16 protein-coding genes are annotated in these 19,556 nt (G+C 73.4%); 12 read left to right on the top strand and 4 right to left on the bottom strand.

What is annotated here, in order from left to right; translation table 11 throughout:
- The first annotated feature begins 194 nt into the window (after positions 1–194).
- The 9 genes from OG562_RS33765 (at position 195) to OG562_RS33725 (ending at position 11,962) form a co-directional block, all read left to right on the top strand.
- Positions 195–1,190: a S8 family serine peptidase gene (locus OG562_RS33765; RefSeq protein ID WP_266404764.1), complete on the top strand. Its 996-nt coding sequence runs from the start codon at positions 195–197 to the stop codon at positions 1,188–1,190.
- Positions 1,171–1,803, top strand: a complete 633-nt coding sequence (locus tag OG562_RS33760) for a GAF domain-containing protein (protein WP_266404762.1) — start codon at positions 1,171–1,173, stop codon at positions 1,801–1,803. The genes OG562_RS33765 and OG562_RS33760 overlap by 20 nt, the downstream gene beginning before the upstream one ends.
- A 4-nt stretch (positions 1,804–1,807) precedes the next feature.
- Complete coding sequence (locus OG562_RS33755) at positions 1,808–2,908, top strand: radical SAM/SPASM domain-containing protein (RefSeq protein WP_266404760.1); 1,101 nt, start codon at positions 1,808–1,810, stop codon at positions 2,906–2,908.
- Positions 2,883–3,917, top strand: a complete 1,035-nt coding sequence (locus OG562_RS33750; RefSeq protein ID WP_266404757.1) for a radical SAM protein — start codon at positions 2,883–2,885, stop codon at positions 3,915–3,917. The genes OG562_RS33755 and OG562_RS33750 overlap by 26 nt, the downstream gene beginning before the upstream one ends.
- Positions 3,914–4,618 (top strand): iron-containing redox enzyme family protein, encoded by a 705-nt coding sequence (locus tag OG562_RS33745; RefSeq protein WP_266404755.1) that lies wholly within the window; start codon positions 3,914–3,916, stop codon positions 4,616–4,618. The genes OG562_RS33750 and OG562_RS33745 overlap by 4 nt, the downstream gene beginning before the upstream one ends.
- Positions 4,615–6,165, top strand: a complete 1,551-nt coding sequence (locus tag OG562_RS33740; RefSeq protein WP_266404753.1) for an MFS transporter — start codon at positions 4,615–4,617, stop codon at positions 6,163–6,165. Before OG562_RS33745 ends, OG562_RS33740 begins: the two co-directional genes overlap by 4 nt.
- Positions 6,166–6,310: 145 nt before the next feature.
- Complete coding sequence (locus OG562_RS33735) at positions 6,311–9,436, top strand: adenylate/guanylate cyclase domain-containing protein (protein ID WP_266404750.1); 3,126 nt, start codon at positions 6,311–6,313, stop codon at positions 9,434–9,436.
- Positions 9,437–9,529: 93 nt separating this feature from the next.
- On the top strand, positions 9,530–11,203 hold the full coding sequence (locus tag OG562_RS33730; RefSeq protein WP_266404748.1) for a radical SAM protein: 1,674 nt from the start codon (positions 9,530–9,532) through the stop codon (positions 11,201–11,203).
- A gap of 72 nt (positions 11,204–11,275) precedes the next feature.
- Positions 11,276–11,962, top strand: a complete 687-nt coding sequence (locus OG562_RS33725; RefSeq protein WP_266404745.1) for a 2OG-Fe(II) oxygenase — start codon at positions 11,276–11,278, stop codon at positions 11,960–11,962.
- Between the two features lie 63 nt (positions 11,963–12,025).
- Here the strand turns inward: OG562_RS33725 and OG562_RS33720 are convergent, their stop codons facing one another.
- Positions 12,026–12,502, bottom strand: coding sequence for a helix-turn-helix domain-containing protein (locus OG562_RS33720; RefSeq protein ID WP_266404743.1), 477 nt, complete (start codon positions 12,500–12,502; stop codon positions 12,026–12,028).
- Between the two features lie 206 nt (positions 12,503–12,708).
- Here OG562_RS33720 and OG562_RS33715 point away from each other — a divergent pair, with 206 nt between their 5' ends.
- Complete coding sequence (locus tag OG562_RS33715; protein ID WP_266404741.1) at positions 12,709–15,111, top strand: LuxR C-terminal-related transcriptional regulator; 2,403 nt, start codon at positions 12,709–12,711, stop codon at positions 15,109–15,111.
- Here the strand turns inward: OG562_RS33715 and OG562_RS33710 are convergent.
- On the bottom strand, positions 15,108–16,325 hold the full coding sequence (locus OG562_RS33710; RefSeq protein WP_266404739.1) for an MAB_1171c family putative transporter: 1,218 nt from the start codon (positions 16,323–16,325) through the stop codon (positions 15,108–15,110). The genes OG562_RS33715 and OG562_RS33710 overlap by 4 nt on opposite strands.
- Positions 16,318–16,848, bottom strand: coding sequence for a ParH-like protein (locus OG562_RS33705; RefSeq protein ID WP_266404738.1), 531 nt, complete (start codon positions 16,846–16,848; stop codon positions 16,318–16,320). The genes OG562_RS33710 and OG562_RS33705 overlap by 8 nt, the downstream gene beginning before the upstream one ends.
- A gap of 559 nt (positions 16,849–17,407) precedes the next feature.
- On the opposite strand from OG562_RS33705, the gene OG562_RS46340 reads away from it, so the two are divergent.
- On the top strand, positions 17,408–17,806 hold the full coding sequence (locus OG562_RS46340; protein WP_368084023.1) for a three-helix bundle dimerization domain-containing protein: 399 nt from the start codon (positions 17,408–17,410) through the stop codon (positions 17,804–17,806).
- Positions 17,806–18,132, top strand: coding sequence for a hypothetical protein (locus OG562_RS33700; protein ID WP_266404737.1), 327 nt, complete (start codon positions 17,806–17,808; stop codon positions 18,130–18,132). Before OG562_RS46340 ends, OG562_RS33700 begins: the two co-directional genes overlap by 1 nt.
- Here the strand turns inward: OG562_RS33700 and OG562_RS33695 are convergent.
- The gene (locus OG562_RS33695) at positions 18,070–19,314 is read right to left on the bottom strand and encodes an ROK family transcriptional regulator (RefSeq protein ID WP_266404735.1); all 1,245 of its coding nucleotides are present in this window, start codon (positions 19,312–19,314) and stop codon (positions 18,070–18,072) included. The two genes, OG562_RS33700 and OG562_RS33695, sit on opposite strands and share 63 nt — an antisense overlap.
- Positions 19,315–19,556 lie beyond the last annotated feature (242 nt).

The following is a 19,556-nucleotide window of genomic DNA, read 5'->3' as shown; positions in this document are numbered from 1 at the left end:
CCCCAGACAACTGGGATGTCCGAGGGCCGGAACCTCGTACAGAATCGGTCCGCGGGTGCCGCTCAGCTGTTCGACAGCGGGACGGTCCGGTAGTCCGACGGTTCGGTATCGCGCCGTCCGAGAGAGCCACCAGTGACCGGAAGGCTCCATTGACCACTACAGCGTTTCGTCGAGCAACGATCCGATTCGCCCACATGAACGCCGGGGAACTCGTCGACCGGTCGTTCGTCGCGGCCTCCACGGCAGTGGACCGGGAATGGGCCTGGGGTGGGTCGCGCGGTGCGGAGATCCGGGTCTGCGTCATCGACAGCGGAGTCACGCCGGATCATCCCGAGATCGGCCCCCTGGAGGGGTCGTACGCGGTGGAACGCGTCGGGCAGGACGCCGCGGACGACGGCGGGCCGAGCTACCGGATCGTCCCGGACGACGAGGGGGACGCCGCCGGTCACGGCACCGCGTGCGCGGCGATCATCCGGCGGATCGCGCCGGACGTGAGCCTGACCAGCGTACGGATCCTGGGGCCGCGGCTCGCGGGCGACGGCAACGCGCTGCTGGCGGCCCTGCGCTGGGCGGTGGCGGAGCGCTTCCATGTCGTCAACCTCAGCCTCTCCTCACGCAAGGGCGACTTCAAGGCCTCGCTGCACGACATCGCGGACGAGGCGTACTTCAACCGGGTGGCGATCGTGGCCTCGGCGCACAACAGCCCGGTCCGCAGCTATCCCTGGATCTTTCCCTCGGTGATTTCCGTCGGGTCGCACGAGATCGCCGACGCGGAGCGCATCGAGGTCAGTCCGCAGCCCCCGGTCGAATTCTTCGCGGCCGGTGTCGGAATCGAGGTCCCCTGGGTGGGCGGCGGCCGTTCGTTCCTCTCCGGGAACAGTTTCGCGACCCCGCATGTCACCGGATTCGTGGCCCGCATCCTCGGAAAGCATCCGCATCTTCCGGTGAGCGAGGTGAAGCACGTTCTCGCCTCCCTCTCGGACAACTTCACCGACGCGTCCGACCCGCCCCGCGCCCCCACCCCGGTCACCGCTTCCGCCGTACCGGACCCGCCCGACGAACCCGCCCGGTCCGACGCATCCGACGCATCCGATGTATCCGATGTGCCCGTCTCATCCGCCCCATCCGTCTTATCCGCCCCATCCATCCCATCCGCCGAAGGAGCCGGCCATGACGAATCCGGCGCATGACGCCCCCCTCAGCGGCCCTCCGTTGTCCCGGCGCGACGAGGTGTTGCGCTCGACCGTACGGCTGGCCCGACTGATCTTCAGCGCTCCCGCCTCGTCGGTCTTCCTGCACGACGCGGCGGGCGAGGCACTCGTCCTGGAGGCGATCTCCGACCCCCGGGAGGACAGCCTGGTGGGCTGGACCATCCCCGACTACAGCGGCATAGCCGGGTGGGTCTTCCAGAGCGGGGAGGCGGTGATCGCCGACGACCTCGACAACCACGCGCAGTTCAACCGGGACTTCGCGGCCTCCACCGGCCGGATACCGAAGGCCATCATCGCCGCGCCGCTGGACACCGGCGGGTCCGTCTTCGGCGTTCTGGAGGTGCTCGACCCGGTGCTGGGCCCGCGCGGCACGACCGCCGGCCTGGAGCTGGTCTCGGAGCTGGCGCGCCAGTGCGCGGCGGCCCTGGCGCTGGCGGGCCCGCTGCCCGGCCCCGCCGGACGGCACGCGGCGGCCGCCGAACGGCTGACCACCCTGGTCGCCGACCTGGCCCGCACCGACGACCCGAACGCCGCGCGGACGCTCGCCTCGCTCGAGGAGATCGCCAGCGCCCTGTCATCGAGAAGGGGGTGATCCCATGCACCTGCTGGAAATCGGCGCCATCCGCAACAAGCCCGCCGCCGGCCTCTATCTGGCCCTGACCCGCCGCTGCCCGCTGTCGTGCGCCCACTGCTCCACCGACTCCTCCAGCACCAGCGAACAGCATCCCGAGACGCCGTTCCGCCGGCTCGTGGAGTCCTTCGACCACGAGACCCGCCCGGACCTGCTGCTGATGTCCGGCGGTGAGGCGCTCCTGCGGGCCGCGCTCGTCGCCGACCTGGCGCGCACCGCCCGGTCCGTGGGCTCCCGTTCGTACGTGCTGTCGGGCATGTGGTTCGCCCGGGAGAACCGGCGGCTGCCGGCCCCGGTGTCCGCGGCGATCCGCGAGGTGGACCACTTCGCGGCCAGCCTCGACGAGTTCCACGAGCGCGAGGTGGGCCGGGCCGACGTCTTCCGGACGATGCACCGCATACGCCAGCTGGTGCCGCAGGTCAGCTTCCAGCTCACCGGGCGCGGGGACGACGATCCCTACCTCCAGGGCCTGATCGACGATGTGCGCCGTGAGTTCGACGACCAAGTGCCCATCCTGGTAGGCACCTTGAGTCCGATCGGCCGCGGGCGACAGCTCGGCGGGCTGACTGCCACGCCCTCCTCCGGCGTCCCGGTCGCGCCCGTCGACCCGTGCGACCGGATCACCTGGCCGCTGGTCACCTACGACGGCACCGTCTACGCCTGCTGCAACCAGGACCTGGTGGAGCGGCGCGTGCCGGAGCACCTGATCCTCGGCCACGCGTCCCGCCAGTCGTGGCCCGAGCTGCGCGAGGAGTTCCTGCGCCGGGAGCTGTACCGGGCGCTGCGCGTGCTCGGACCCAGCTTTGTGGCGAGCCGGTTCTCGGACGGGCCGTGCGACAAGGGCATGTGCGGCAACTGCGTCGCGCTGTCCGGCGACGCCGCGGCCGAGCGGAGGGTGACGGAGTACCTGCGCACCGACTCCGGGCGGCAGGTGGAGGCCGCCGCCCGCCAGTTGGTGGAGCAGGTGGACGGGACCGCCTTCTCGGACCGCCGCTCCGGCCGCTACGGGGGCCTGGTGTCCCTGGGATGGGAGGCGGGCCGTGAACAGCCGTCCTACGCCCGCTGACACCGAGGCGGCGCGCAACCGCCCCACGCTGGCCGACACCGAGGCGATGCGCCGCCGTCGCGGTGAGTCGGTCCTGCTGTACATCACCGACCAGTGCCCGGTCGGCTGCGCCCACTGCTCGGTGGACGCCCGCGCGGACGGCGGCCGGGTCGCCGACTGGGAGGCGTTCCACGACGTCGTCGCCGGCATCGTCGCGCTGCCCGGCCTGCGGTCGGTGGCGGTCTCCGGCGGCGAGCCCTTCGCCGAGCAGCGGGCGCTGCCGTACGCGATCGGGGCGTTCGCCGACGCCGGGCTGGACACCGTCGTCTTCACCAGCGGGTACTGGGCGCGCGAGAACGGCTCCGCGCCCGGCTGGGTGCGGCGGCTGCTGCCGCGGATCTCCACGCTCTTCCTGAGCACCGACGGCTTCCACCAGGGCGGCGTGTCGAACCACCGGTTCGTCGGCGCGCTGCGCGCGGCCCACCGGGCGGGCTGCCGCATCGTCGTCCAGGAACTGGACACGGGCGACGGCGCGCGGGCGGCCGAGGGGCTGCTGCTGGAGGCGCTCGGCCCGCGGTGGGCCGACGAGGCGGAGACCAAGCTGATCACCCCCCTGCGGTACGGGCGGGGCTCGGGGGTCTTCGCCCTCCAGAGCCGGCACGAGGTGGGGGCACTGGCGGCGTGCACCCTGCTCGGCTCGCCCACGGTCCGCTACGACGGGGTGGTGATCCCCTGCTGCAACGAGGGGCTGATCACCGGTCACGGGCCGTCCGCCCTGCGTGCCCCGACCCGGCGGCCCGAGGGCGTGGCGCGGGCGCTGACCGGGTTCCGCAACGACCCGCTGCTGAGGGTGGTGGGGCGCCTCGGCCCGGGGGCGGCGGCCGACCTGCCCGGCTTCGAGGCCCTGCGCGAGGAGCGTTTCGAGAACGTCTGCGGCGGCTGCTGGAAGGCGTACGACATCGCGGGCCGCCCGGGGCGGGCCGCAGACTCCGTGACGGCACTGGGCGTGGCCCTGAGGGAAGGCGGATGACCGTGGAGGAGCAGACGAGATCCCGGGCGCTGCGCCACAAGATCGGGCTGCTGATGCCGGCGGTGGACGCCGCGTCCCGGCGGATGTGGACCCATCCGCACAGCGACCAGGTGTACCTGGAGTGGCTCAAGGCGCTGCACGGGACGATCCGGGCCACGGTGCCGCTGATGCTGGCGGCCGTCGAGCAGTGCACGGCCCGTCAGGGCGACCCGGTGGCCGATCTGGTGGGCCGCTACCTGGCCAAGCACGTCCGTGAGGAGTACGGGCACGACCAGTGGGTGGCCGACGACTACGTGGTGGCCGGGGGTGATCCCGAGGCGCTGCGCACGACGCTGCCGGGGGCGGCCATCGCCTCACTGGTCGGCTCGCAGTACTACTGGCTGCGCCATGTGCATCCGGTGGCGCTCGTGGGGCACATCGCGGTGCTGGAGGGCAACCCGCCCAGTCCCGGGCTGGCCGCTGACCTGGCGGTGCGGACCGGGCTGCCGGACGAGTCGTTCCGCACCATCGCCCGGCACGCCCAGCTGGACGTGCAGCACCGCGACGACGTGCACCGGCTGATCGACCGGCTGCCGCTCGACCCGGCGCAGGAGGAACTGCTCGGTGTGAGCGCGCTGCACTCCCTGAGGGGGCTGATCGAGGTGATGGAGGACGTCCTCGGCCGGGTCCACCGGCGCTCCCCGGTGGCCCTGGCCGGATGAGCCGCGCGCGGGTTCCGGGCCCGCTGGCGGGCCGCGACTTCCGGCTGTTGTACAGCAGCACGGTGGTCTCCGGTCTGGGCGACTGGCTGGACCAGGTGGCGCTGCTGGTGCTGGTCACCACGGTCTGGCACGGCGGCGCGGGCGACCTGGCGCTGGTGGTGGCCGCGAGCATGCTGCCGCTGCTGGCGACCCCGTTCCTGGCGGTGCTGGTGGACCGTCGGCAGTCGCGCCGGGTGCTGATCTTCACCGACCTCGTGCAGGCGGGGCTCACCCTGGGCCTGGTGGTCGTCCCCGGGGTGTACTGGGCGGCCGGGCTGGTGCTGGTCCGTTCGGCGCTGGGCTCGGTCGGCGGGCTCGCGGGCCAGATCCAGCTACGGGTCTCGGTGCCGCCCGACGGCGTCCAGGCCGCCACCGTGCTGCTCCAGACCGCGATGCAGTCGGTCAAGATCCTCGGGCCCGCGCTCGGCGGTCTGCTGGTCGCCCTCATGTCGCCCCGGGCCGTGTTCGCGGCCAATGCATGCACGTTTCTCGTCGGGGTGATCACCGCCCGCGCCCTGCGCACCACGTCGTCGCCTTCCCGGAATACAGATCTGCACTATTTCAAAGAGCTGAGAGAAGGATTCCAGCACGTTTTCGGATCACGCCTTCTGCGTTCCCTGCTGTTCGTCATGTGCAGCCTGATGTTCGTCGTCTTCCTTTACGATTCGATGGCCGCCCTGATCGTGCCGGCACTCGGAATGGGCACGTCCTACATCGGCTACATGGTGTCCGCCGTCGGCTTGGGCGGGGTCGTGGGTTCGCTGCTCATGGGCCGTTTCGCGGCGCGGCTGCGGCCTTTCCTCACCATGGCGGGGTCGGTCCTGGTGATCGGCTGCATCATCGTCGTCATCGGATTCGCCATTGTCCGAGAAATACGTATTGACTCCGCCGTATGGCTGTGTGTTATTTTCCTTCTGGGAATCGCAAGTGCCGGAATCCTTGTCACTTTCCCCAGCGTCGTACATTCCGAGACGCCGGTCGAACTGACCGGCCGGGTATGGGCGCTCATGAATTCCGTGCCGGCCGTGCTGAACGTACTGGCCCCCGCGCTGGCGGCGGCCCTGGTCGTGTGGACCGGGCTCGGAAGCCTGCTGCTGATGGCGGGCGCCGCCCTGCTGCTCACCGCTGTCGTGGTCGCCGTCCGGCTCGGCGACGTACCGCACACGGCGCCGCCGTCCGGCGCGGACGACGGCGCCGGCCGGGCCGAGGAGCCGACGCCCGGCCCTGCCCCCCTGAACTCCGGTGCGCCGCACCGGGAAACCAGAGCCCCGTGCGCGAGACGCGCAGGCTCGTCAACCGAGGAGATCACCATGGCAGACAAGATCGACAAGCTGGCCGAGGCCGGTTTCTCCGTGACCGACGCCACCGACGCCCAGCAGGCGGTGCTCAAGTCCCTCACCGAGGACGAGGTCAACGTCCTGCTGAGCGTCAAGTCCCGGGTCGAGGCCGCGGGTTCGGACGTCGAGGGCCACTCGGTCTCCGACCCCAGCGGCGGCTACCTCTGGTAGTGCCGACCCTCGTACGGGGATCGGCCGCGGGCCGGGTCACCCACCCGGACCGGTGACGTCTGGGCCGTAGCACAGACCGGGTGGTTCACGACGGGGCAAGCGTCGTGAACCACCCGGCTGCCGCTCAGTGAACGGGGAGGACAGCATGAGCAAGCCCACCGGTCCCATCGTAACCACCGTGAGCCTGTGCACCGGCTGCGGTGTCGACAACCCGTCCGCGGCCCGCTTCTGCATGGCCTGCGGGGCCGAGATCGGCCCACCCGCCACTCCCGCCAGCGGTCTGCGCTTCGTCTCCGTCATCTTCTGCGACGTGGTCGGCTCCACCGGACTGGCCACCTCGCTCGAACCCGACCGGTGGGCGGCCGTCCTGGACGGCTACTTCTCCCTGGTCGGCTCGCTGGTGGAGCAGTACGGCGGCAAGGTGGAGAAGTTCATCGGCGACGCGGTCGTCGCCGTGTTCGGCGTCGAGGGGCACGGCGAGTCGGCCGCCGCCGCCGCCGTCTCCGCCGCCACCGCCATCGGGCACCGCACCGGCGAGTACGCGCGGGGCCTGGGCGAGCTGCTGCTGGGCGACTTCCCGGTGCGGTCCGCGGTCGCCTCCGGCCATGTCGCGGTCAGCGGCCGGACGTCGAGCTTCGTCATCGGCTCGGTGCTCAACCGGGCCGCCCGGCTCCAGCAGTACGCCCCCGACGACGGGGTGATCGTGGACCTGGCCACCCGGCTCCAACTGCAGGACCACTTCCCGCTGCGGGCGATCGAGCCGGTCGCCGCCAAGGGCTTCGCCCAGTCCGTCCCGGCCTGGATCGTCGGTCCGGCCGACGCCCCGGCCCCCGGGACGGGCACCGTCGGACGGACCGACCTGGTCGGCGAGCTGGCCGCCCGTATCGGCGCGGCCGCCACTGCCGCCGGCCCGACCCTGATCCTGATCGGGGGTCCCTCCGGGGTGGGCAAGTCCCGGCTGGTCGCCGAGGCGCTCGACCACTGCACCGGCCTGGCCACAGCCGTCCTGCGCTGCCCGCCCGCCGGGACCGGACTGGGCCTGCTGGCCTGCTGTCTGTTCCTGGAGGAGATCGAGAACGCCGCACGGCAGGGCCGCGACAAGGTGGACGTGACGGTGCAGCTGACCGGCGCCTCCACCCGCGCCGAGCAGGCCCCGGCCCAGGACCGCGGCGAGCTGGGCCGCGCGCTCACCGCGGCACTGGACCGCCTGCGGGGCCCGCGGCCCCTGCTTCTGGTGGTCGAGCACAGCGAGTGGACCCCCGGGGCGCTGGCCGACCTGCTCGACGAGCTGACCGCCGCACCGGGGCGGCCGGTCGTGGTGCTACTGGTCGGGGTCTCCGCCCCCGAGGCGCTGGCCGACCGCGGGGACCACCGGCTCACCGTGCCGCCGCTCAGACGGCCCGACGCTCGGCGGCTGGCCCACCGGCTGCTCACAGCGCAGCACGACCCGTCCGCCGCCGACCACTCCCGGTCCCAGCCCACCGGCACCGGGGCCCCCGGGCACGACCCGGCCTCTCCCGCCCTCCTCGCCCCCGACTCCGCCGCCGAGGAGATCGCCTTGCGGGCCGGCGGCATCCCCCGCTACATCGAACAGATGGTCGTCCTGCGGCGCTTCGCCCAGCCCGGCGACGACTGGGCGCCACCCAGCGCGCACGCCGCGCTCGGCGCCCGGCTGGACCGACTGGACACCGACTCACGGGAACTCCTGGTGCTGCTCGCCGCCGCCGGCCGGGACCTGTCCCTGGAGGACCTGGGCGCCCTGATGGCCCCCGACAGGGTCGCCGTGGCCGTGGCCGACCTCCTCGAAGCCGGGCTGGTGGAATCCGCCGACGCCCACAAGGGCCGCCTGGCCCCCGCCTTCCCGGTGGTGGCCGAGGTGGCACTGCGGCGGCTGACGCTCTCCGAGACCGCCGACGTGCACGCCAGGCTCGCGCGCTCCCTGGAACCGGTGGCCGAACGGCGCCCCGCCGTCGCCGAGTTGCTGGCCGGGCACTGGGAGGCGGCGCACACCGCGTTGCGCGGGGTGGAGCCCGGCTCCGACCGGACGGCCCGGGCCGCCGAGTCCGCCGTGACCGCGTTCGGCGTCGCCGCCCGCTTCGCCCTCTCCCGTGGGCGACCCGAACTGGTGCTGACGCACACCGGACGCGCCCGCGCGCTGGCGGAGGCGGACCGCGCGCAGGGCCACGACCTGGACGTCCTGGAGGCGTACGCCCTCGGCAGCCAGGGAATGCCGCAGGCCGCCCTGGAACGCGTCGAGCGCGTGCTGTCGGACCCGGGCCGGGCCGCCCCGGCCGCCCGGATCCACGCCCGTCTCAACTCGCTGTATTCCCGCACCTATCTGACCGGCGACGCGCCCGCCGTACCGGACGATCCGCACTACCTCGCCGCGGTCGCCTCCCCGGAGCCCGAGGCCCGGGTCGGGGCGCACCTGTACGCCGGGCTCCAGTCCCTGCGGGCGGGCGACCACCCCGCCGCCGAGCGGGCGCTGCGCTCCGCGCTGCGGTCGGCCGACGGCGCCGGGACCTGCCTGGGCCTGACCGAGGTCTACGCCAACCTGGCGATGGCCCTGGTCAACGGCGACACCCCGGTCCCCGCCGCACTCGCCGACTGCGAGCGGCTGCACCAGGAGGTCGCCGGTTCCCGGCTGCTGGGCTCGGCCACCGGCGTCGCGCTGGCGCTGGTGCGCCACATGTCCGGCGACCGGGCGGCGGCCGACTCCGCGATGGACGAGGCCGAGGAGGTGCTGCGCGATCTGGGGCAGGGCACCGGGGCCGCGACCATCGCGGGCTGGCGTGCCGTCCTGGCGGCCCGGTCCGGCGACTGGGGTGCCGCGGCCGACTGGTGGACCGCCCAGGACGACCGCTGCGCCGCCCTCGGCATGGTCCGCCAGGCGTCGCTGTCCGGCCTCCAGGCCGAGCTGGCCCGGGAGGCGTCCGGCGAAGGGCGGTCCGGCGGCGCGCGGGGCGGGTCGGCGCTCGACGAGGTGGCCGTTCCGCCCTCCGAGGCCTGGGCGGAGTACACCGTCGCCCTGCAGGCCCGCGCCGTACGGGCGTTGCGGGCCGACGACCCGGAGCTGGCCGCGACGCACCTGGACGCCGTGGTCCGGCATCTGGACACGGTGCGCGGCAGCGGCGCGGTGATCACACCGCTGCTCTGCAGCGCCGTCCTCGCCCGCCGTACCGGCCTCCCGGTGGCCGGGCGGGCGCTGACCGCGCTGCGGCGGGCGATCGAAGCCAAACAGGACCTGGGCGTGCGCGCCCCGCAGCCATAGCGGTACGCGTGCGCGCCCCGCAGGCACAGCGGTACGCACCGCCCCACCGCACGACCCGTTCCCCGCGAGCGAACTCCGAGAAAGCAGCCGCCCGTGCGCGTCCTCCTGCTCTACGCCAACCCCCACCAGGTCCTGCCGGTCGGCCCGTACGGCTTGGAGATCCTGCGGGCCGCGGTCGCCGAAAGCGGACTGCCGGTCGAGGTGTTCGTGTGCAACCCGTTCCTCGAATCGCTCGACCACACCGGCCTGTTGACCGAGGTGCTCGACCGGACCCGGCCCGACCTCGTCGCCCTGTCGATCCGCAACATCGACAACGCCGTGGTCGCCTGCGACACGGCGCCCGGCGCGGACGGGCGGTGGATCGACGTGGTGGACTACCTGGCGCCGATCGCCGAGCTGACCGGGACGCTGCGCGCCTGGGACCCCGGACTGCCGGTGGTGGCGGGCGGCGCGGCGTTCACCTCCTGCCCGGTGGAGGTGATGGACCGGCTCGGCCTGGACCTCGGCCTCGCCGGTCCCGGTGAGGCCGCGTTCACCGCCCTGCTGGCGCGCGTGGTCGCCGACGGCGGCGCCCGGGGCGTGCGGCAGGCGGTCGCCGAGACGCTGTCCACGCTCCCCGGCGGGCTGGTGCGCACCGCCGACGGAGTCCTGGGTCCCGGCCTGCGGCCGCGGCCCGACGTGGTGTCCCGGCCCACTGCCGCGCTGCCGCAGATCGCACCGGAGTACGTGCTGTTCGCCAAGGCCCGGGGCATCCCCACCGCGCTGCGCAGCCACGCGGGCTGCCCGCTGCGCTGCTCGTACTGCGTCGATCCGCTGAACGTCGGCAGGGTGGACGCGCGCCCCGCCCAGGCCGTCGCCGCCGAGGCGGAGCACTACGTCGAGCGGTACGGGCTGACCCACTTCCACCTGGCCGCCCCGGAGGTCAACCTGCCTTACGAAGGGGCGCTGACCGAGGTGTGCGAGGCGCTGGCCGGAAGCCGCCACGGCGAAACGATCAGCTGGCACGGCTACTTCAACGTCAGGCCGTTCTCCGAGCGGCTGATGGACGCCCTGATCCGGTCCCGCTGTGTGCGTCCGAGTTTCTCGGTGGACGCCTTCGACGACCGGATGCTGCGCGGGCATCGCAAGAACTACCGGATGTCCGACGTCGAGGACACCTTCGGTCTGCTGCTGCGCCGTCGGCCGGAGTGGATGGACGTGCAGATCGGGGTCCTGTTCGGCCAGCCCGGTGAGACGGCCGGCACCCTGGAGAACGCGATCCGCCACATCCGCCGGCTGGCCGACCGGGGCGTGTCGGTGGGCTACTCCTGCGGGCTGCGGGTCTACCCGCACACTCCGCTGGCCCGCACCCCCCTCGACCCCCGGCACCTGTACCGGGCGGACGGGCCGCTCTCGACGACCGGCGCCGCCGAACCCCGCACCGTCCCCGCGGCCGACCTGCTGACACCGCTGGTGTACTGCGAGCCGATGCCGCCCCGGGAGCTGGCGGCCCACCTCGCCGACCGGCTGTCCGACTGCCCCGGAGTCACCTTCATCGACGAGGGGCCGGTGAAGGAGGCCCGGCAGCCGGACTGGCTGCGCCCCCTCAACGTGGCCACCGTGCACCTCGCGCACGGGCGTTCGGGGCCCGCGGCCGAGATGCTGCGGCTGGTGCTGGGCTCGGGCGACAGACGGGCGGCGGGCATGACGCGGCGGCTGCTCCAGGAGGCGGCCGCGCGACCATCCGTCCCGGTGGGCGCCGGGGGCGTCCGGACCGCCGCCGTCTGACCTGGCCCGCCCCGCCTTCGCGCCCCGCCCCCTCCCCTGCCGTACCGCCTTCCCCCATCCACGGAGGACACCATGGAACTCACCTGGAGGACGGATGACTTCGCCGTCTTCGACGACTTCCTCGCCCCCGAGGCCGCGGCCTCGCTGTGGGAGCAACTGCGCACCGAGGACTACCACTTCGTGCACGGCCGCCGGGACGGGTCGTGGAACAAGGTCTACGGGCTGCTGGACGGCAGTCCCCTCAGCGGGCCCGGCACGCTGAACGACCCGGAAGGCCACTTCGCGGGACGCTTCGCCGACCACGCTCTGCACCCCTCCGGCGGGGCGACCGACGCCGTGGTGAAGCAACTGGCCGAGGAGGCAACCCGCATCGAGCCGTGGACCGGGCGGTTCGGAACGGACTGGCACGCCTTCACCTGCCGCCCCTTCCTCTACCCGCAGGGCTCCGGACTGGCCTGGCACGACGACTCCGGCGACCGGGCCGCCTCCTTCGTGCTGTACGCGCACCCCGAGTGGCAGGCGTCCTGGGGTGCCGAACTGCTCGTCTCCGGCGGAACGCCCGGGGCGCGGCCGGCCGACCAGAACGCCCACCTCACCTCGCGGGTCGGACACTTCGTCGCCCCGCGCCCCAACCGGCTGGTCGTCCTGCGGTCGGGCGTACCGCACATGATCAAGAAGGTGGAGCCGCACGCCGGGGACCGGGTCCGGGGCTCCGTCGCGGGTTTCTTCCTGCGCCGCCCCGCCGAGCGGCCGCACTGACCGGGGCCGTCCCGGCACCCGTCCGCCGCCGGGACGGGCCGTCCCGCCAAGTACGGTCGTCCCTCAGACCCGGCCGTCGCCGGGCTCCGCCGCGGGCAGGTCCTCCCCCGCGCCCCGGGCGCGCCGGGCGGCCGCCTCACGGACGGCGATCACGTCGATGAGGTCGCTGACGGTGCCGAGCGCCTCGGAGGAGAGCCCCACCGCGCGCAGTGCCACACTGCGCACCCCGGCGTCCCGCAGGGCGCCGAGGAGTTCGATCTCCGCGGCGATCTTCGCACCGTGCTCGTCGTCGAAGAAGTAGGCGACCGGGACCTCGAAGTAGTCGGCCAGTGCCTCCAGATGGCGCTTGGTCGGGTTGTTCCTGCGCCCGGTGCGCAACTGCCACAGGTACGTGGTCGAGAAGGACACCCCGGTGGCCTCCCGGCACGCGGCGGCGACCTCCTCATTGCTCAACGGCAGGCCGTCGGGCCTGCGGGCGAGCCGGAGAAGTCCGTCGATCTTCCGGCTCAGTGACGACGGCGTGGGTTCCGTTTCGGCCACCGCCTACCCCCTTCTGTCGCCGCCCTCCAGTACGCCTACCCGCACAGGTGAAAGCAAGTCCGTTGATTTTCACTGTAGTTGACACCCCCGGAGTCGGCAGCCATGCTGAGGTGGTCAACGGATATGAAAACTGCGAAACGGCTATTCATCTCAGCTGAACCGCCTGGCTGTCCCCGCCCGCCTGGGTCCACCTCCCGGAGCTGTCCTTGACGATCCCCGTGCCCTCACCTGTGAAGAACGCCCGACCGTCCGCTCCGCGCCCGCCCACCGCATTCCCCGCCGACATGGTCGGGCGGGACGGCGAGATCGCCGCCCTGTCGGCGCTGCTGACGGATCCGTCGACCCCCGGAGTGCTGCTGACCGGTGTCCCCGGTGCGGGCAAGACGCGGCTCGCGGCCGAGACGGCCGCCGCGTACAGCGCGTCGACCGGCGCCACCATCGTGCGCGTGGAGGCCGCGGCCGAGCCATCCGCAGACGGCACGGACAGCGCGCTCGGCCTCCTCGCCGCCCTCACCGCCGACCGGGACGCGGGAGGGGGCCGGCCGCTCCTGCTCGTCGACGACCTCGACCGCTCGGACCACCACCGGCTGCTGCGGGCCTGCGCGGTCGCGTCCGTCGTGGTCCTCGGCACGGCCCGCCAGCCCCCCGCGGCCCACGGCCTCGTTCCCTTCCCGGTGGACCCGCTGCCCGTGCCGCTCGACTGCTCGGCGCTGGATCTCGGCGCACTGGCGCGCGTGCCCTCGGTGCAGGTGTACCTCGCCTGCCTGCGCACGATCAACCCTGCGTTCTCCCTCCAACTGCACAACCAGCAGGTCATCGCCCGGACCTGCGTCGAGGTGGGCGGCAACCCCGGCGCGCTCTGCCGCACCGCGCGGGTCGCCGCGCTGGAGAGCCCCGAGGTGGCGTGGGCCTCGCTGGGCGGCCGGACCGTCCCGCACCCGGTCCACGCCGAGGACGGCGACACCTCCGCGGCACCGGGCGGCGATCCGCGCAGCGCCCCTCCCTGGGCCGCCGACGGGCCGTCGATCCGGCTGCTGGCGCACTGCCAGGTGTTCAGCGGCGGCTTCGGCCCCGAGGCGCTGCGCCACATCACGGCCGTCGCGCCGGAGGAGTTCTCCTCGGCGCTGGAGACCCTGCTGCGCGGCCATCTGCTCACCGCCTCCACCCTGCCGTCCGGCCGCCTGGACGGCACGGCCCGGTTCCGGCTGCGGCTGCCGCCGGACGGACCCGCGCGCCGCCTCCCGCCGCCCGAGGACACCGCGGCCCGGCTGGCGCACGCCCGCTACTACGCGGACCTGGCCCGCGCCGCCGCCGACCGGATCGTCTCGGGACACCAGCGCTCGGGCCTGATCGCCTTCTGGAGCGAGGAACGCAACCTCCGCACGGCACTGGAGACGCTGCTCCGCCACGGGCGAACCGGCGAGGCGCTCGACCTCATCGACGGCATCCGCGTCTACTGGCGGGCCACCGGCGGCTGGAGCACCTGGGCCGAGGGGCGCCCCCTCCTCCCCGACCCGTCGTGGACTGCGGCCGGCCGCCGCGACCGGATCCGCACCGACCTGCTGCTCGCCGAGGCGGGCATCCTGGCGGGCCAGCCCGAGGCTGCCACGGACCTGTTGGACCGGATCACGGCGGATGCCGCCCGGGCCGCGGGGCTGTCCGCGCGGGTGACACGGCTGCGGGCCCTGTGCGTCCTGGCCGCCGACCCCGGCCGCGGCACTGCCCTGCTCGTCGGGGCGGCCGACCGACACCGGTCCGACGGCGACCTCCACGAGGCCCGCTATGTGTCGCTGGAGGCCGCACTCGCGGGATTCCGTCTCGGCGACACGGTGGCCGCGGCGACCACCGCGATGGAGGTGCTGGCCGCGGCCCAGCAGGGGCGCGACACGCTCGTCGTCGGCGCCGCCCTGCTCCACCTGGCCGTCTTCGCGGCCGCGGAGGGACGCGCGCAGGCCACGGCCCACTACTGCGAGCGGGCCCTGTCGGCCCTGCGCGCCCTGGGCCCGACGGCCGTCCTGGGCGCCATCGCCACCACACTGGGCAGCCCCGCCCTGCCCGACGTCGTCGAACGCGCCACCGGCACCGCCCACGGTCTGGGGGCCTTCCACACCTGGCGCGGCGCGTTCCCGGAGGACGCGGGCACGCCCGACTTCGCCATGGCCCGGCTGGAGGAGCCGGTGCGGGAACTGCTGGGCGAGGCCGCCTTCGCCCGCGCCCTGGTCGAGGGCTCGAGGGCGTCGCTCCCGGACCTCCTGGCCTCCCTCGTCCCGGCGCCCGCCCCTCCCGCCGCCACGCCCGCGGACCTCTTACCCCCGGACACCCGAACCCGGATCGGGCCGCTGACGCCGCGCCAGACCGAGGTCTCGCGCCTGGTGGCGGCCGGTCTGAGCAACCGGCAGATCGCCCACCGGCTGGCGATCTCGGAGTGGACCGTGGTCAACCACATCCGGGACACGATGAAGAAGCTGGGCTGTTCCTCCCGAGTGGAGATAGCGGGCTGGATGCACCACTCCGGCCTGCGCCCGTCACCGGAACCGCCCCTGTTCCTCCGCACGGCCCTTCCTCCGTCCGCCCCCGCCCGGTCCGGGCCGACGCTCATCCCGTCCTAGCGCGCCACCCGGTGGCGCATGTGCTCCACCAGCCCGGCCACGGTGAACGCCTCCGCCACCTGGACCAGCCACGCCGCCTCCTCCTCGACCGAGCAGTCGGCCGGGTAGGCGAGCGCGACGTCCTGGTCGCCGGGGTCACCGGGGTCACCGGGGTCACCGGGGCCGATCCTGGCGGATTCCAGTGCGGCGGCGATGACGGCGGCCTCGGCCATCGCCGCGCGGCCCGCGGGCGGCACGGGGAACCGGTCCAGCGCCGCGGCCGACAGCGCGCGGGCGTCGGGGGGAACGAAGGAGCGGAGTTCCAGGTAGCCGTCCCGGATCTCGATCACCCGGCGATAGAGAGCGAACTCGGAGCGGTGCAGGGAGAACAGACGCACCGACGGCCAGCCCAGGTCCAGGGCCGTCCCGGGAGAGACGGCCCGCAACGCCGACCACAGCGGCTCCAGGGCACGGTAGGTCCGGTAGGCCCGCAGCCGCCGCCCGACCGCGGTGGTGACGGAGACCCAGCTCGCGGCGGTGCCGCCCAGGACGCCCAGCACCAGACAGCACAGACCGAGCACCCGGCCCACCGGGTCCAGCCCGGCGCCCTGCCGGTGGTCCACGGCCATGGTGACGATCGACGACACGCCCCACAGGGCCCAGACGAGGCCCACCGTGGCACTGGCCGTGATCAGCCGCAGGCCCGTGCGCAGCGCGCCCGGACCCAGCCCCCGGGCGTACCGGTGCACCGGGACCAGGAACACGGCCAGGCACCACAGGCTGTAGCCGGTGAAGAGCGTGTCACAGGAGGCGAGGAGCACCGCTCCGGTCCCCTCCGCGAGAAGCGAGCCGTGCCGGGTGCGTACGCAGGAGGAGAGGAACAGCACCGCGTACAGCGCGGTGGCCGAGAGGGTGACGCCGATGTGCAGCCGTCCGGTCAGCAGGCGGGGCCGGGGCAGGCCGATTTCGATGACGGCCAGCGGGAGGAAGGCGAGGGCGGCCATCTCCGTCTCGCGGCCCAGGAGGTGGGTCAGCCTCGGGAGCCACGGCCACAGCCACTCCAGGTACGTCGTCGGAGCGGCCAGCAGGGCCATCGCCGCGGCCATGCAGAGTCCGAAGCGGCACAGGCAGCGCACCGCCAAGGGCGAGTCGCTTCCGGTGCGCAGCAGACGCAGTTCGTAGCAGCCCAGCCACAGCGCGGCGACGGCCGGGAGGTACGCGAGCAGGTCAGACACGTGGCCGCTCGGGGCGGCGGGAGGGTGCCCCGACGAGGGTTCCGGCCCGTCCGTGGTCCCGTCCCGGCGCGGACCCCTCCCTCAGCACGCGGTGCAGGATGAGAGAAGCGAGCAGTTCTGCCTCCTGCTCGGCGGGCTCGGCGTACACGGCGCGGCCCAGGACCCGGCGCACCAGGTCGGGGGAGAGTCCGGGCAGCAGCGCGCGTACGCCCGGCGCCTCGGGGGCGGGCGACCGGTCGTGCCCGCAGAGCAGGTGGGCCGCCTCGTGCAGGAGGATGTGCTGCCTGTGCAGTGCGCTGGTCCCTGGGGTGCACAGGATGTAGTCGGCGTGGTCGGTCGTCACCAGCAGACCGCACGGGATCCCCGCGTCCACCGCGACCGGCAGGACCTCGATCGGGCGGCCACGCCGTTCGGCCAGGAGGGCCAGGAAGGTCTCGGCGTCGAAGGGGTCCGGCAGTTCGAGCCCCTCCGAGAGGCTGCGAACCCTCCGCCACAGGCGTCTGTGCGACCGATCGGTGAGCATCAGGGACCCCTCCCACCGGACCGGCGCCGCCGCTCCGCGTCTGCTGCTGCCGTCGAGCGGCCCGGCGACCCTCCCCCGGACCGCTCCGACATCCGCTCTAAAGGATCACCTCAACGACTAAAGCATATTTTTTGATAGTACAGGCATCCAGTCGTGCGCCGACAGAGCGCATATCGCGCTCCCGTTGCGCGCCTCCCGCCCGCCCGAACGACACCGCGTGCGACCCACGAGATGCAGCCGACGGACACGCTCCGCGCGGCAAGGGGAAGACGGTCAGCCACGTTCATGCCGCGATCAACTCCCGCAATGCGGCGCCCGCTTGGTACGTGGAGAGGCTGCGCGTGGTTCGCGGAGAAGCTGCGCGATCGCCCCGATGGCGATCGTATGCGCCATTTGTATGCCGTCTTCAAGCGGAAGGACCGGCTCTGAGCAGCGCCGGCCTCAGGGGGCGATCTTGTCCAGGCGAGCAGACAATGGGGCGTGAGGGACCCTGTCGCGGCTGTAGCGGGATGTGCGGTTCTGCGGTCTGGAGGTCGTGGGACATGGGACCAGTGCGGCCATGACGATCGAAGAGCAGACTCCCCCGGTCCCCGCGTGCCTTCCCGTCGAGGACCTGAGTCGCCGACCCGGGCCGGCGGAGCGCACCGATCCCGCAGGGCCGCCGAACCTCTCGTCACCCGACTCAGGTGACGAACTGGCGTCCATCCGGAACATGGTGGCGCGGCTGAGGGCCGCCTACCCCTCGGTCGACGCGGTCACCGTCGAGGTGACGGTCAGGACCGCGTACGACTTGTTCCGCCAGGCCAGGGTCCGAGCCTACGTCCCGATCCTGGTCGAACGCCGATCCCGGAGGGTGCTCACTGCCGCCTGCCGCACCGCTCCGGGTCAGGCCGTGGACGGCAGGGCCGCCCCCGAGACGCGCCGTGCTCACCCCCGACCGGAGAAGGACCGATCGTGATGTCGGACGAGAGAGCCGAACGCATCGCGGACTTCATCGGGCCGCTACGGGTGAACCCGGGGGCGACAGTGCGCCTGGAGCGGGACTTCGATCCTCGCCACAAGGCCGGTCTGAGGAAGCGGGACGGGATCGAGCTGCTGCGGACCGGGGTGTCGTTGCCGGCCGAGTACCAGGAGCGGCTGACCGCCCAGGACACGTACGGCGTACTGCTCTGTCTCCAGGCAGCCCGTCGCCCCGCCGCAGGTTGCTGTGGATCCGCTTCCTCAGCCGGAGACGTCCGTCAGCATCCGCCACCCCGGCGCGTAGTTGCCGTGCAGGACCAGTGACGCCGCCCCGACCGCGCCCACCGTCTCGCCGATCACACTCTGCTCGACCGTGACCGCCCGGATCGCTCGGGCGACGGACGTGCGGTTGACGGCGGCCTCGACCTCCTCGCGGATGATCGGCTCGATGCCGCGCAGTGCCTCGCCGCCGAGGACGACCCGGCTGACGTCGAGCAGGCTGGCCGCGCTCCGGGCGGCCTCGCCGATGCGGCGCGCGGCACGGCGTACGACGTCACAGGCGTCCGGGTCGCCCGCGCGGGCCGCTCGGCGCAGCGCCTTCCAGTCGTAGTGCACGGAGTCGGGCGTGCCGGTGAGACCGATGCGTTCGGCGGCGGCCCGGCCGTGCAGCCGCAGCAGGTCGTCGATGATCGCGGGCGGGCTGACGTACGGGCCGAGGCAGTCGGTGGCGCCGCAGTGGCAGACGCGGTCGCCCGGTTCCACGGCCATGTGGCCGAACTCGCCGGCGTTGCCCGAATCGCCGTGCAGGACCGTGTTGTTGAGGACGATGCCGGCGCCGACGCCGGTGCCGAGGTAGATGAAGAGGAAGCTGCCCGCCCGGTCCGCACCGCCGATCCAGTGCTCGCCGATGGCGGCGGCGGTGGCGTCGTTGTCGAGGGCTACGGGCAGACCGGTGGCCTCGGCGAACATGTCCGCCAGGGGGACGCGGCCCCAGCCCGGGAAGTTCGGCGGGGAGACCACGGCGCCGGAGGCGCCGTCGAGGGGTCCGGGGGCGGCGATGCCGAGGCCGAGCAGGCGGGTGCGGTCCACGGCGCTGCGGTCGAGGAGCCGCGCGGTGGCGCGCGCGATCCGGTCCACGACGTCCGCGGGGTCGCCGGGGTCGGCGAGGCGGAGTCGGCGGCTGCCGATCACGTCGCCGGCCAGATCGACCACCACGATCACCGCGGCTTCGGGGTCGAGGTGGACGCCGACCGCGCAGGCCCCGTCGGCTCGGATGGTCAGCAGGGTGCGGCGCTTGCCGCCGCTGGAGGGGGCCTGGCCGGATTCCGCCACCAGGCCGGCGTCGAGCAGCTTGCGGACGACGTTGGAGACGGTCTGGTTGGTCAGGCCGGTGAGGACGGCGAGCTCGACCCGGCTCACCTGCCCCGTGGTGCGGATGGCGTCCAGGACGACGGCCTGGTTGTAACCGCCGACCCGCGGCAGGTTCGTACCACTGAGCGTCGTCACCTGTCGGTCACCCGCACCCCTCACGTCAGCCCCGCTCTCCCTGTGGCCCTCGTGGTCGGAGCACCGTCGGAGGGCCCGCCCATGGCCAAAGTTAACATGTTGGAAGCATTGACTTCATCCATCAAATGGATTTAGCTGACGCCCATCAGATCCGGCCATCTGGCCAGTCAGCGCAGGGCGGCGCCGAACCCGGGGCGGCACCCGGCCTGGCCTCACCGTCGAAATACTCGCGGCTTTCCCTC

Source organism: Streptomyces sp. NBC_01275, from assembly GCF_026340655.1.
Classification (GTDB): Bacteria; Actinomycetota; Actinomycetes; order Streptomycetales; family Streptomycetaceae; genus Streptomyces.
The sequence above is the reverse complement of the archived record's forward strand: the minus strand, read 5'-3'. Positions and strand labels throughout refer to the sequence as shown.